This is a genomic window from Alicyclobacillus kakegawensis NBRC 103104, from assembly GCF_001552655.1.
Lineage (GTDB): Bacteria > Bacillota > Bacilli > Alicyclobacillales > Alicyclobacillaceae > Alicyclobacillus_G > Alicyclobacillus_G kakegawensis.
This window is the reverse complement of sequence record NZ_BCRP01000038.1, coordinates 1-12833: the sequence shown is the minus strand read 5'-3', so window position 1 is coordinate 12833 and position 12833 is coordinate 1. Positions and strand designations below refer to the sequence as shown.

Genomic DNA, 12833 nt, shown 5'->3' with positions numbered 1-12833 from the left:
AATCGACGACGAAATCCGAACGAACTGTTCAGCAGGTTGCTCCATGCTTGTGTTTCCGCGTCTCCAGTCAAGGTGTCCTGAGCAGAGTGCATAACCAGAACGCATGTTCGCGGGAGTGACACGATGGTGGCTAAGAAGCGCAATGGACCGCGCGTCATGGACAGACCACGAGCAATGGGTCTGGGAGCCATAGACGGAGGCTATTCGAAGACTGAAGCTAGGCATGAGTTTCTTCGAGCTGTAGACCGGGTTGAACCTAGAGTTCGGCAGGAGCTTCTCGAACTTGTCCCGTTGGTCGGGAAGGTGGAGGGGTTCCCGTCGGAGACCGTCGGCTTGCTCGAAAACAAGGATTTTGCGCTTACCGTTCCGCGAACCCCGCAGGACGTTCAAGAGGTCGACGTGGAGCTTGTGGACGGTCGAGTGGTCCGCACAACCGTGGTGACCCGGAGCGCTTGGCGCGAAACCTGGGATGCCCTGCTTGATGAATTGGACGCTTGGAGTAAGCGCTGGTGGCGCCCTGCTGGCGGCAATGCTGCTAAGGAATTGCCGGTAATGCCGCAGTGGATGAATGAAACGGCGCTCTGTACGGTGGTATACGCTGCCGCCGGTTGGTCACAGTCTTGGCGGCTGCCGCCGTTTGAGGTCCAACATGCACCCGTCGCTATAACTGTAGAGACTCCGGAGCTTGACTTGACCGTTGTTCCAGCCTCAGTCGAAGTGGTCATGGACCGTCTTCAACCTTGGCTTCGGAATGTTGCGAAGCAGCTCATTGCCGAGGCCAAGCGCAAGGCGTCGGAAGCAGGGCTGCAAAAGGCTCCTCGCTGGCGAGAACGGGACACAGACCTTGCCACCCGCATGGACTGGGTAGCCCTTCGCCTCATAATGGGGTTCACGTGGCTTCAAGTTGACGACTGGACAAGGGCGCGGCACCCGGATGTGATGGTCCAAATAATTACAGAAGATGGTCGAGTGAATTGGACAGTTAGGGACCATGTGAACATGCTCACGCGCCTTTTGAAAGAGTGAGAACAGAGCGTCCGCAGCGCCCACGAGGGCGCTTTTTTCGTGTCCTGCACTTAAGAGTACGGGGGTAATTAATTGCAATGGTTGGCTGTCTTTCATGTCCCTAAACTTGGGGATGAAAGACAGCTTTTTTCGTTGTGGAGGTGATTGCGCCGTGACGCAAATCGAACTTATCCGGCGAATGAAGGGATTGTCTCAGACGGAGGTTGCAGCAAGGCTCGGTGTGTCGGCCACAATCGTCTCTCACACGGAGAAGAGATACCGTCGGCCATATCCAAAGTTTCGCCGGGCACTCGCTGACCTGTACGGTCTCCCCGAATCGATGCTCTTTTCACCAGACGGCTGGCCTCTTGAGGTTGAGTTGTCTGGCTTTGCAAAGGCCGAATAAAGGCCGTGCCGTGGATAAACAAAATCCCCGCCTGTGCGGGGGCAGAAAGGGGAATCCATATCATGAGTATTCGCTTAAAAGGTAGAAAAGCCTACTGGAACCGCAGACATATTGGCGATATTCAAGGGACTACGTTTCGCAAGGAAGTTCATTCCACGAAACACCGTCTACACCGTGTCGCTGGTGGAGCTTATGCGGTACAGACCGAATTGCTCCCATTCTTAAAAGAACATGACGTGCGCATTATAAACGTCCATGAAATCGATACAGGCGCAACCTGGAGCACATCCATCAATATGTTTGAGCGCCACGCAGTCTCTATTGAGTTTGGTACGCACGGACAACAGTTGGCACTGCCACTTCAGTATTGGGAGCGTGTGACGCCAGGACAAACTACGCTCCTGCTGGGAATCTAAGCCTCATCGGAACGACAAGGCCCCGCTGCTGCCGGGGCCGGAAAGGGGACGTGCCTATGCCCTATAGCTATTCTAGCATTTTCGGAGTAGAAATAATACGCGATTGGTTGGAACGTGTCTTGCCTTCCCCAATTCGTTGGAACGGAGCTGAGGGAAGCACGCGATGCCCGTTCCATGATGACCATGACCCGAGCTTTTCCGTCAACGTGGAGAAAGGTGTCTGGTACTGTCATGCCGGATGTGGGACGGGAACGCTCAAGCAGCTTTCCGAGTTGTTGGGTACTGAGCCCCCGCCTCCGGTAGACTTTCTAGATAGCATGGATGGGCCCAACCCAACCAGGCCAAGGCTAAAGACCAAGAAACACGAGATTGAGTACGTCTATACCGATGCAGACGGAAATCCTATCCTGTTGGTTGCCAGGGATGGTCACGGAAGAGGAAAGCGATTCTGCCAGTATCACTTTGAGGACGGGCGCTGGTGGGTGGGCAAAGGTACTGCCCGCCTTGTTCCCTATCGCCTGCCTAACGTCATATCCGCCGTAGCACAAGGGCAACCCGTCTTTGTAGTTGAAGGGGAGAAGGATGCCGATACGTTGGGGGAGCACGGCCTGACCGCGACAACCGCGCCTATGGGGGCAGGCAAATGGCCTCAAGACGAGACTTTCAACACGTTTTTTGCGGGTGCAGACATTATTATTCTTCCTGACAACGATGAACCCGGCAGAAAACATGCAGAGCAGGTGGCGCACATCTTGTCACAGGTGGCAAAGCAGATACGCTTGGTGAACCTGCCAGATTTGCCCCCTAAAGGGTACGTGACAGACTGGCTGGAAGCCGGTCATAGTGTGGACGATTTGTTGGACATCATCCGGCAGGCCCCCGATTGGCAACCAACGCCAGGGAACTTGGTGGTACTAGACGGGAACCGCATCCGGCCTGACATCCGAACTCGATACTGGGACGGCGACAGTTTTTGCCCCCCGCTGCTCGCGAAGGATATTCTTCAACGGCAACCGTTTTTCTACGATGGACGCCGTTTGTACGCTTATCAAGGCGGTGTATATCGACCCAATGGCTCGCGTGTTGTCCGGAAGTGGTGCGCCAAGCTCTTAGACAACCATTATCGGAGCAACCGTGCAAGCGAGGTCGAACATTTCATCCAAACGGAAACATGGCTGGACGAAGTTTCGCAGGTCAACCCGGATGACGGTTTGATTAACGTGCGCAATGGTTTGCTCAATTGGGAGACAGGGGAACTCCTGCCCCATACGGCAGAGCGCTTGAGCACGATTCAACTACCTATGGAGTACAACCCGGATGTGGATTGTCCGGCAATCCGAAAGTTTCTCTCGGAAATCCTTGACCAAGATACGATTTTGACGGTTCTCCAATTTATTGGCTATTGCCTCATCCCGACAGCACGCTATGAGAAGGCCATGATGTTCACGGGACGGGGCAGTAATGGGAAATCTACGCTCATCCGGCTTATTACGGCTTTGCTCGGTAAGGAAAACACCACGTCCATCCCCTTGCAGGAACTGTCCGAAAGCCGCTGGAAGAGAGCCGATTTAGAGGAAAAGTTGTTGAACGCCTTTGCGGATATATCCCATAAGGCCGTTGAATCGTCCAGTCTCTTTAAGTCGATTGTGAGTGGAGATGAAATCGACGCGGAGCGTAAGCACCAAGACCCGTTCTATTTCCGCCCTTTTGCCAAACTCTTGTTTAGTGCCAATGAACTTCCCGGTAGCAGAGATGTGACACCAGCCTATTTCCGTCGCTGGCTTATCATTCCGTTTATGCGCACGTTTGACGCCACAAGCCGCGATGAAGGGTTGTTTGAACGGTTGACTACACCGGAAGAACTTTCAGGGCTGTTGAACTTTGCCCTGGATGGCTTGCGTTCTCTCGTAGGTCTGCATGCGTTCGTGGAAAGCTCCGCTGCGGCGGATGCCCTCGAAACCTACAGGCTCGAAACCGACAACGTGGCTGCTTTCCTGGATGAGGAATGCGTTGTGGATGAGCACGCTACAGTGACGAAGTCCGCATTTTATCAGGCGTATGTTTCCTGGTGTGACCAGAACGGTTTGAGTGCGCTTAGCAATCGTCGCTTTACCAATCGCCTTAAGGAACTCATCCCAACGCTGCAAGAGGTGAGAACCAGCTCTATCCGTTTGTGGAAAGGAGTTGGGGTGCAAGATGAACAGGGGAATATAGTTCGTTCATCGAATAGTTTGGGTGACAAAACGGTGACGCAAGGGTGACAGAACGAAAAGCGTTGTGTCACCCGAAAATCCCTTGTGGGACAAGGCTTTTCAGGTTTGGGTGACACAAGTGACACAAAATCCCCACTGCAAAGGAACGCTAGTACCAAAGTTTTATGGTACTAAGCTTCATATAAAGTAGAGAAGTTGTGTCACTTCTGTCACCAGAACCCGAAAACCCGCGCCACGACTGGGTTTTTCGGGTGACAGAACGGATTTACATTGTGTCACCATGATGTCACCATAACTCCCTAGGAGCCGTGGGAACGAGACGCAACGCGAGAGATGGTCTAACTACTAGCTAGGTCACGGCTGCGTAACATTGCGTAGTGATGAAAGGCCGCAGGCGCGGGGGGAGGCCGATACACCGCCTCGCCCTAGCGGCTGTTTCTTGTGTACAGTTACACTGCGGATAGGGTACACTTTTCTTCTTGTGTGGCCTGTAGACGTGCCGTTTTTGAGTGAATGGTAGACCATCCCATCGATTCATCCTATTGACGGGCCTTTGGAGGTAAAATCAAACGGTTTCATTACCCGCGTGGGAGGGATGAGTGTGCGGTTGGCAAAAGAAACACGGCGGGCAGTCATCGAAGCGCTGAAAATGTGCGTCCTTTATGAACGGATGGGGTACCATCCGGGATACGAGCCCAGAATGACCCCGTCCTACACACTAGCCAAACCCCAGCAGACGAATTGGGAGTACTCAACCACAGAGGAAACTGCCCACAGAAACTTAGAAACCGAACAGCAGCGCAGGGCGCACGTCGAGCGTGTGCGGGGGGCAATGCGGGTTCTCAGCGAGGACGAGAGGAACGTCATTGAACGGCGGTATTTTCAGGATATGCGCACGCCGCAAATCGCCATGGAGCTGTATATGAGCGAGCGCTGGTGTCATGCTCAGTGCAACCGCGCCCTCATCAAATTAGCCCTGGCCCTTGGATTACTAAGTCCAGAAGAGGAACGGGAGGCCGCAGCGGTACTGTAGCCTCCCTGGTGGCAAATAGAGTGCATTTGCGTGCACATGTCGGCAAGTGCTGTCATGGGGGCATCATGCGCCGTCACTGGGTGGCTCTAGAACGTATCTGCCAATGCGTTGATGAAAGTCTTTCAGAATTGCACTTAGTTGGTCACGAACATCTTCCAACGTCATAAGCTCATCTGTTTCGATTGAGCACAAGAGACCCGCAAGCTCGGTGAAGAGTTCCATGTCATCCGACACTTTGCATATCCGGCGGTAGAAATCCCGATGCTCTGGATGTTGGTCAATCAACGCTTGCATGGATGTTCCTTCTAATGCCATTGTTATTCCTCCCGTGTCATCGGATAGCCACGCGTAGGCCGTAGACCGACCGCCCACCTTGGCTACAATGTCTGCTACTAAGGCCATGTGAAGCCGCAGGCCGTGGGTATATTCCCCTGTTACGTGCCAATCCTGCACAACCGGGCAGCATTGCTTGTCCAGCAAGGGAGCCAGGAATGCAGCCACAGAACGCGGCAGAAATCCCATCTGCACCGTCCCTTTCCCAATCACCGTCACGTCAACTGCAACCGCGTTGGCATCGTAGGCATTGGGTGCATGCCGCAGCGTGAACACCACGCGCCGCGCATTGTAGCGCATCAACCGTTCAATTGCCTCTTGTCGCCTTCCAAACATCACCCCCGCCACGGGTGCCACCACCTCACACCGCACCATCTTCCACGCCCAACGCAATGCCACGCTCATGTTCCAACCCTTCGCCTTCCGCAGGTTGTGCGCAAGCACCATCACCGTCCGTCGGACTTCATGCACTTGTGCTGGTGTGTAGGTCATGGCGGTCACCCTCTGTAGATATATGATGTCGTATTTCTGATACGATAATACAACGAAAGGGCGTATCGTGTCAATGCGTATATGTACAATAAATCCGCGATGGTGTATCCTTGTGTTGAGAGGGCGAATTGCCTGATTCGACGGGGAAGGAGTGAATGGATTGTCTTTCTCGTATAAGCCGCTGTGGAAACTACTGATTGACCGAGACATGATGAAGGTGCAACTGCGCGACGCGCTAGGGCTGTCCCCAAGCACGTTGGCGAAACTCAGCAAAAACGAGTACGTGGCCATGGAAGTGCTCGACCGCATCTGCACTTACCTTGGCTGCCGGATTGAAGACGTGGTGGAGCATGTGCCGGAAGGGGGCGAGAAGGAATGATGGACAAAACATTCCTGTGCATGCTGGCAGGCATGGTCATTGGTACGGTGGCAGCATATGTCGGATACATTGCGTGGAGTGCTCGTGTACGGATGAAGGGGGTAAGTTAAGCTGAGACCCTGCGGGGGCGGGGGGCATACCCTGGTAAGCACGATTTCGTGCAGTCCTCAGGGTGAGCGCAAATGTGTGCCCACCTGTCCCCCGCACCAGGACTGTCCACCTTGGCAACCTTGACAGTGGCGGTCTGAGCCTGACATAGGCCGTAGAGGAGTCCACGAATCCGTGGAGTGTGAAACGGAACATCGATGTTCCATTCGCCAATTTTGGAGAGACGGGGAATGTGCATGTGCAGGCATCATAGCCACTGGCCTCGGTGGATGAAGTCCATCTTTGCGCTGGTTCTGGCAGGCATATGGATAGTGGCTGTGGTGGAGTTGATTTTCTGAAGGGTTTCCTAAGTTGGGGAGACCGAAGCTGGTCAAGAGGTCGAGTGCTTCGATTCCGAAATGGGAAGTCGACTTCCCGTTTCCGAATCTGTCGAAGACTCGAATGTACTTGTCAGCTTGGCAAACCGAAACTCGAGTTTCGGTTTTAGGGTAAGTGGGTTGGAAACGGAAATCCGAGTTTCCATTTGATTCAGGTGCAGAGGGGTGTCCAAAGGCGACACACCCTTTCATTTGACCGGTACAGTATACCGCTCATCCGCAAAACGGGACATTGATGTCCCATTTGGTGAGTCCAAACATGAACCCAGCGAAAGCATACCCCATGCAAAGGTGTAAGCAGTAGATACCCCCTTTGGGACTGCTCAATTTTGAGCAAACCCTCGTAAAGCCGCCCAAACGTCAATTTGAGCCAGAATCAACCCATTATGGCCAATAATCGAACACCACACAAAAAGCGATTCATACGCCAAAATAAAGCGCTTACATAACGATGACCGATGGACCGCCATGCGTATGCACCAAGCCGTGCTCATGTGGGCTCCCATTTTTCAATTTTTTTACTCCCTAAAAAGGGCCGCTAGAAAAAACTAGAGGCCTATGAGCAATTCGGAGATGTTGCGACGTCACGACATTTGAACTCAGGTAAGCTGTTCGAACTCATTTCCCTACCAGAATCCTTTGACCATCAGAGGGAGCTGCTACAGAAAACTTCAGTTCGAATGGCGTCGGCAATACCGACACCATCCTGCTTGTGGCATGTTAGATGGGCTAAGAAATGCTAAGGTCTGCGAGGCTCTAAAAGCATGTTGAATGTTTAAACCCCTAAAAAGGCGGTGCCCACAAAGTAGTACTGGCTGGATGGGGTCCATTCCCGAGATTTTCGAGCCCCTAAAAAGGGGCTTCTAAGTTAGGAATACCTGCTGGTGGTTTACTCAGAACATGAGTACCCATTCGGAACTTTCGGAAGCCATAAAAAGGGCATTCCTCAAATTTGAGGGCATCATGGATGTCGTTGGTCTTGGCTTGAGCGATGTACGTCTCAGAGGGCTTTCGGACGCAGAAAGACGTTCCCCCGTTTTGGTGAGCGTTAGGTCACACGCGAGATTTGCGAGTCCCTGAAAAGGCCGTGCCCACAGAGTTGCGGGGGCCACCGTACTCCATCTGGACATCCGTGGATAAAATTCCGCGAAGGACAGACAATGTGTATGCATGCGCCGCATATGTATCACATATATGTTATAATCGATTCATGAATTGGAGAGCGTGTTTCTATCGCAAGGAAAACGGGGACGTGCCCGTCGAGCAGTACCTTGATACGTTGTCAAACAAACACGCGGCCAAGGTATTACGTGCGATTCAGCTTTTAGAGGAATTTGGTCCGGCCATCGGCGCGCCGCATGTTGAGACCATCGTGGACGACATCCAGTGCCTTCGGGTGAAGCATGGAAGCAATATTTTTCGCATCTTTTTCTTCGTGTGGGTCGGTAGGACATTTGTACTGCTTCACGGCTTTACAAAGAAGAGTCAAAAAACGCCACGCAGGGAAATTGCTCGGGCTATCGCATATCGGGACGATTTTTTGAAACGGAAAGGACGTGAAGCTACATGAGTGACCTTCAAAACTACATCCAGAAACGCATGCAAAATCCTGGTTTCGCGAAGGAATGGGAAGCCAGCAAATTGGAATATGAGGTCGCGCGACAATTGATTCAGCTTCGCAAACAATCCGGTCTGTCCCAAGCGCAACTGGCCAAGCGAGTGCATACGCGACAAAGCGAAATTTCTCGAATTGAAAACGGCGAGCAGAACATCTCGCTCGATAAACTCCGGAAAATCGCGAATGCGTTGGGGGCCGACGTGGAGATTAAGATTGGCAAAAAGGAAAATAAGGAAAGTGTAAAAGCGTGAATTCGACCGTATGCCACGACAATCCATTTGCCGCAAAAAGCTCTTGCCGTGAGTGGGGGCTTTTTGCGTATTTAGGGGGAGCCTGCGTAACGAACGGGCGGGAGGTGTAACCCCCATGTGTCCAACCGCTTGGACGTTTTTTGAAATTTCAAGGGTTGCATCCAGTGCATCCATCTTTGCATCCTAAAAAAACGGGGATCGATTCTCTTGGACGAACCGAACCGAACGAACCAGCGAAATAAAAAGAGTGTAACGGGACAAACGGGACGGGACATTACACTAAAAACGCCCCGAAGTAGTGAAGCGAAGTAAGGGTATCAATTGCACAGAGACCTTAATATAAAAACCAAAAGTCAACTTTCGATTTGGCGCAGTCAATCAAATCAATCGTGCAAAAAAGGGTATTCACATTGTCAGTACCCTATGGGTGTCCACTGTGCTGCATTCCCTGCCTACAACGCAGTGAGTGCGCTCCATAGCTATGTCCTTAAAGGACATCAGTTGCGGATAGCGTTTCCCCCACAAGTTGGGAAGGCCCATGTACTCGGGCGTAAGGGTATTACACATTGGGAACATCCCGTGCCGTTACGTAACGGCAATTTTCCTGACGTTGCCATGCTCCCGTGACATCCGCGTGAAAGGCGAGTGTCGGGTGCAAGGGGTGTGAATAGGTGTCACACCCTTTTGGCGTAACAAGCGTAACGAACAGGCGAAAAGCGTAACGCTTAAGCGAGCCGAAAGAGCAATAAGCGAAACGCTCCCGAGTTTTCGGACGCAGTAAAAAAGGCAGCGACCACGGGGGAGACCGTTAAGGGGCATCTCCCGCGCCGCGCCATGACCGCGAATCGTCGGGTACTGTCGGGTGAATTGTCGGGTGCCAAAAAGCCCCGAGAACCCTTGTGGGACAAGGGATTCCAGGGAATCGTCGGGTGTCGGGTGCATAGAGAGAATAAAAATCATCATGTAACCCAATTCCTCAAAGGAAGTCAGTTGGTGCAACCTATCTCCCTTTAAGGAGACTAGTTTTCCAACGCAGTAAAAAGGGGTATCCACGGTTTGGACACCCAAGCGAATGAAGCGAAGCAATCAACGAAACAAAAAAACGTTACACTAAGTGCAGGCGTTTGGCCCATGGCTGCAAGTCTTTCTTGTACTGCGCCCGTCTCCGAAGCTCCACACTGCCACGTGGCCCCTCTATGCGGACAATCACGCAATAAGGCTTATCCGTCAGATTTGCGGTCTTCCACGCCTTGGCTATGGTGTATCCTTGTCCTCCGAGTACTAACACGGTTTTCCCACGTTTGGGAACAAGTTGGACGTCAGCGGGAGCAGACCAATGGGAGATGAGACCAAGGCCACGGAGGTCTGTCCGATACGTCAACCTGGCTTTGGTGTAATCCGCCTGAATGAGCAAGTCCACGTCCATCAGGGTAGCGGGAAGCCATTCCATCATCCGCGCCCCACTTTTCGAGCACGGGTGTGCTGGGGAAGGATTTGACCAACCGGGGAGGCCACGGCGTGTTGCTCATGTAAATCCGATTCCGCCAAGTGAACATAGCGTTTGGTCATGGTCAGGGAGGCATGCCCCATCTGACGTTGCAGGGCAAACACGTGTCCCCCGCCACGCAGGAAGAGAATCGCACTGGTGTGTCGGAGCATGTAGGGGGTAATTCGTGTGCCAAGCTGCTGGCCATAGGCAGCGAGGCGGTGGCCCCAATGGATAGCGTCCATCTTTCGCCCGGATGTACTCGCAAATACAGGCACATCACCCGTCCAGTCCTCAGGCCTACAGGTGAGTAATTTGCGAATGGCCTTAGCGGTTTGCGGCGACATGACCACTGTCCGCGCTGTCCGTGTCTTGGCGGTGGTGCTGGGGATGGTGACTTCCAAAGCAGTCAGGTTCACATGTGCAGGCAGCAAGGCCAGTGCCTCCCCTGGTCGAATTCCAGTGTCCAGTTGTAGCAGCATCAAGGCCAAGTCACGAAGTCCTGCATACGTGGTGCAGTCGGGAAGCTCTAACAGGCGTTTTAGGGTATCCGCGTCGAGATTGCGGGGGGTGCCGTCATTCTTGCGCTTAGGAATGCCTTTGACCGGATTCATGGGCAGGTATTCCTCTTCCACGCACCAGGCAAAGAAGGCTTTGAGGTATTCGCGGCGAAGGTTATAGTACGTGGCAGACTTGTCATGGAAGGCAGCAAAGTGGGCAGCAACCGCTCGTTTGAGTGCAGGGACATCAGGCCAGGTGTTGGGGTGTTCCTGAAAGAAGGCAGGCACATGGCGGCGATAGTCCTTGAGGGTACGTGGTGAACGTCCTTCTGCTTGTTTGACCAACAGGAATTCATCAAAAGCGTCTTGCCATGTAGTGGAGAACATGAAACAGCGGCCCCTTTCCGTGTGGTACAGGTGACCGCTGCTGCTGAATCAGGCACAACGGTTTTCGCTGTTTGTTGACGCCCGCCCATGACCATCACCTAGCAGTCAACAAGGAGCGAAAAACGCAGTCGTGACGCGGAATTTTTGTTTTGGCGGAGAGGGTGGGATTCGAACCCACGGTGCCCTTGCGGACACGGCGGTTTTCAAGACCGCTGCCTTAAACCACTCGACCACCTCTCCGGGTAGAAAAAGAGAGGCCTACTCACGACGGCCTCCCAACATGACCTGGAGCGGAAGACGGGATTCGAACCCGCGACCCTCGCCTTGGCAAGGCGATGCTCTACCCCTGAGCCACTTCCGCATGGTGAGCCATGCTGGACTCGAACCAGCGACACCCTGATTAAAAGTCAGGTGCTCTACCAACTGAGCTAATGGCTCGCGTCCGACTTTCAGCACCTCGCCGGCGCGTAAAAGAATATATCATATCCCCACTCCAAGCGCAAGCTAAAGTCCAGCGTGGCTGGCGTCTGCGTGCATGCAGTCGTTCGGTCTGTGGCAGAGGCTGATACAAAACTCAAGGTCAAGGCACACTATCCTGTGGAGGTGGAAAACATGGCCCTCGTGCCACAAGACCCTTTTGAGTTGTTTCAGCGGTGGGGATCATGGCTGCCGTCGTGGTCGGATCGCGTCTGGAACCCGGGGTGGTTCGGACAGCCGCGGGTGGATGTTCATGAGGACGCGCAGAATGTATTGGTCAGCGCAGAACTGCCGGGACTCAAGAGTCCGGAAGACGTGCACATCACGGTGCGCGACCAGAAGCTGTACATGGAAGGCAATTTTCAACAGGAGGCTGAGCACCGGGACCATCACGTGCACCGGACGGAGCGTTACTATGGCCGCTTCACCCGTGTGATTCCACTGCCCGTGCCGGTTCGTGAGACCGCCGCCGAGGCTACCTATCAAAACGGCATCCTGAAGATCCGGTTGCCGAAAGCGGACGATATCGATGGCAAGCGGATCGATGTGCAATTTCAATAAGGTGCCCGGCAGGGGCGAACCGTGTTCGCCCCGCAGGCAGGTCAAAAAATTGATTGACAAGCCCTTGCGCGATCCGTGTTCGCCGTGTTATTTTATTGCATGTCGCTGCGCGGTGTAGGTCCATCGCGCAGGTGTCAAGCGGAGGGGTACCAAAGTGGCCAACTGGGGCGGACTGTAAATCCGTTGCGTAAGCTTCGAAGGTTCGAATCCTTCCCCCTCCACCATGGTGAGTATGGCGAAGTGGTGAACGCACCGGATTGTGGTTCCGGCATTCGTGGGTTCGATTCCCACTACTCACCCCATATATCGGTTCCTGTCTCGCTTCCCGCACATAGCATTGCGTGCACAGGTTTATTCCTCGATAGCTCAGCGGTAGAGCATCCGGCTGTTAACCGGAGGGTCGTAGGTTCGAATCCTACTCGGGGAGCCACGCTCCCATAGCTCAGTTGGCAGAGCGCATCCATGGTAAGGATGAGGTCACCAGTTCGACCCTGGTTGGGAGCTCCATGTAGAAGAGGGGCTTGTGCCCCTATCCGGCCCCATGGTCAAGTGGTTAAGACACCGCCCTTTCACGGCGGCAACGGGGGTTCGAATCCCCCTGGGGTCACCACCTGGCTCGGTAGCTCAGTCGGTAGAGCAGAGGACTGAAAATCCTCGTGTCGGCGGTTCGATTCCGTCCCGAGCCACCACTGTGGACCCATGCGGGCGGAGTGTAAACAGCGGCCTAGCCTGCAGCGCGGGCTCAGGTTCCATTTTAATCCGCACCGTACGGCGAAGGCGAACTTTTAGTC

General features: G+C 53.6%; 12 protein-coding genes and 9 tRNA genes. 15 read left to right on the top strand and 6 right to left on the bottom strand.

Annotated elements, in window-relative coordinates; all coding sequences use genetic code 11:
• Window positions 1-126 precede the first annotated feature (126 nt).
• The 5 genes from AK2_RS15720 to AK2_RS15700 all read left to right on the top strand — a co-directional run bounded on the left by AK2_RS15720 (window position 127) and on the right by AK2_RS15700 (window position 5073).
• On the top strand, window positions 127-1026 hold the full coding sequence (locus AK2_RS15720) for a hypothetical protein (RefSeq protein WP_157076393.1): 900 nt from the start codon (window positions 127-129) through the stop codon (window positions 1024-1026).
• A 94-nt stretch (window positions 1027-1120) separates the two neighbouring features.
• A complete protein-coding gene (locus tag AK2_RS15715) occupies window positions 1121-1411 on the top strand; it encodes a helix-turn-helix domain-containing protein (protein ID WP_369406161.1) in 291 nt (96 codons plus the stop codon).
• Window positions 1412-1473: 62 nt separating this feature from the next.
• Window positions 1474-1827 (top strand): hypothetical protein, encoded by a 354-nt coding sequence (locus AK2_RS15710; protein ID WP_067936866.1) that lies wholly within the window; start codon window positions 1474-1476, stop codon window positions 1825-1827.
• Window positions 1828-1883: 56 nt separating this feature from the next.
• Window positions 1884-4088 carry a phage/plasmid primase, P4 family gene (locus tag AK2_RS15705; RefSeq protein ID WP_067936864.1) on the top strand — a complete coding sequence of 735 codons (2205 nt, stop codon included), beginning with the start codon at window positions 1884-1886 and terminating at the stop codon, window positions 4086-4088.
• Between the two features lie 553 nt (window positions 4089-4641).
• Complete coding sequence (locus AK2_RS15700; RefSeq protein WP_067936862.1) at window positions 4642-5073, top strand: ArpU family phage packaging/lysis transcriptional regulator; 432 nt, start codon at window positions 4642-4644, stop codon at window positions 5071-5073.
• A 63-nt stretch (window positions 5074-5136) separates the two neighbouring features.
• On the opposite strand, the gene AK2_RS17230 is transcribed toward AK2_RS15700, so the two are convergent.
• Window positions 5137-5754, bottom strand: a complete 618-nt coding sequence (locus AK2_RS17230; RefSeq protein ID WP_169794815.1) for an HIRAN domain-containing protein — start codon at window positions 5752-5754, stop codon at window positions 5137-5139.
• A 304-nt stretch (window positions 5755-6058) separates the two neighbouring features.
• On the opposite strand from AK2_RS17230, the gene AK2_RS15690 reads away from it, so the two are divergent.
• The 3 genes from AK2_RS15690 (at window position 6059) to AK2_RS15680 (ending at window position 8631) form a co-directional block, all read left to right on the top strand.
• A complete protein-coding gene (locus tag AK2_RS15690; protein WP_067936856.1) occupies window positions 6059-6277 on the top strand; it encodes a helix-turn-helix domain-containing protein in 219 nt (72 codons plus the stop codon).
• 1737 nt (window positions 6278-8014) lie between these two features.
• Complete coding sequence (locus tag AK2_RS15685; RefSeq protein WP_217994720.1) at window positions 8015-8332, top strand: type II toxin-antitoxin system RelE/ParE family toxin; 318 nt, start codon at window positions 8015-8017, stop codon at window positions 8330-8332.
• Entirely contained in the window at window positions 8329-8631 is a 303-nt protein-coding gene (locus tag AK2_RS15680) for a helix-turn-helix domain-containing protein (protein WP_067936849.1), read from the top strand. The genes AK2_RS15685 and AK2_RS15680 overlap by 4 nt, the downstream gene beginning before the upstream one ends.
• 1105 nt (window positions 8632-9736) lie before the next feature.
• Here AK2_RS15680 and AK2_RS15675 read toward each other — a convergent pair.
• The 5 genes from AK2_RS15675 to AK2_RS15655 form a co-directional block, all read right to left on the bottom strand.
• Window positions 9737-10084 carry a hypothetical protein gene (locus AK2_RS15675; RefSeq protein WP_067936846.1) on the bottom strand — a complete coding sequence of 116 codons (348 nt, stop codon included), beginning with the start codon at window positions 10082-10084 and terminating at the stop codon, window positions 9737-9739.
• Window positions 10081-11004 carry a site-specific integrase gene (locus AK2_RS15670; protein WP_067936843.1) on the bottom strand — a complete coding sequence of 308 codons (924 nt, stop codon included), beginning with the start codon at window positions 11002-11004 and terminating at the stop codon, window positions 10081-10083. The genes AK2_RS15675 and AK2_RS15670 overlap by 4 nt, the downstream gene beginning before the upstream one ends.
• A 150-nt stretch (window positions 11005-11154) precedes the next feature.
• Window positions 11155-11244, bottom strand: a tRNA-Ser gene (locus AK2_RS15665).
• Window positions 11245-11290: 46 nt separating this feature from the next.
• Window positions 11291-11365, bottom strand: a tRNA-Gly gene (locus AK2_RS15660).
• 1 nt (window position 11366) lies between these two features.
• A tRNA-Lys gene (locus AK2_RS15655) sits at window positions 11367-11442 on the bottom strand.
• Between the two features lie 174 nt (window positions 11443-11616).
• On the opposite strand from AK2_RS15655, the gene AK2_RS15650 reads away from it, so the two are divergent.
• The 7 genes from AK2_RS15650 (at window position 11617) to AK2_RS15620 (ending at window position 12731) form a co-directional block, all read left to right on the top strand.
• On the top strand, window positions 11617-12042 hold the full coding sequence (locus tag AK2_RS15650; protein ID WP_083521292.1) for an Hsp20/alpha crystallin family protein: 426 nt from the start codon (window positions 11617-11619) through the stop codon (window positions 12040-12042).
• A 140-nt stretch (window positions 12043-12182) separates the two neighbouring features.
• A tRNA-Tyr gene (locus AK2_RS15645) sits at window positions 12183-12266 on the top strand.
• Window positions 12267-12268: 2 nt separating this feature from the next.
• Window positions 12269-12344: transfer RNA gene (locus tag AK2_RS15640), tRNA-His, on the top strand.
• Window positions 12345-12397: 53 nt separating this feature from the next.
• Window positions 12398-12472 (top strand) — tRNA-Asn (locus tag AK2_RS15635).
• 1 nt (window position 12473) lies between these two features.
• Window positions 12474-12549, top strand: a tRNA-Thr gene (locus AK2_RS15630).
• 28 nt (window positions 12550-12577) lie between these two features.
• Window positions 12578-12652, top strand: a tRNA-Glu gene (locus AK2_RS15625).
• Between the two features lie 3 nt (window positions 12653-12655).
• Window positions 12656-12731, top strand: a tRNA-Phe gene (locus AK2_RS15620).
• Window positions 12732-12833 lie beyond the last annotated feature (102 nt).

Coding starts and splice junctions, on each gene's coding strand:
- AK2_RS15710 (WP_067936866.1), top strand. CDS start 1,474: ATGAGTATTCGCTTAAAAGGTAGAAAAGCCTACTGGAACCGCAGACAT.
- AK2_RS15675 (WP_067936846.1), bottom strand. CDS start 10,084: ATGATGGAATGGCTTCCCGCTACCCTGATGGACGTGGACTTGCTCATT.
- AK2_RS15670 (WP_067936843.1), bottom strand. CDS start 11,004: ATGTTCTCCACTACATGGCAAGACGCTTTTGATGAATTCCTGTTGGTC.
- AK2_RS15650 (WP_083521292.1), top strand. CDS start 11,617: ATGGCCCTCGTGCCACAAGACCCTTTTGAGTTGTTTCAGCGGTGGGGA.
- AK2_RS15715 (WP_369406161.1), top strand. CDS start 1,121: ATGTCCCTAAACTTGGGGATGAAAGACAGCTTTTTTCGTTGTGGAGGT.
- AK2_RS15705 (WP_067936864.1), top strand. CDS start 1,884: ATGCCCTATAGCTATTCTAGCATTTTCGGAGTAGAAATAATACGCGAT.
- AK2_RS15680 (WP_067936849.1), top strand. CDS start 8,329: ATGAGTGACCTTCAAAACTACATCCAGAAACGCATGCAAAATCCTGGT.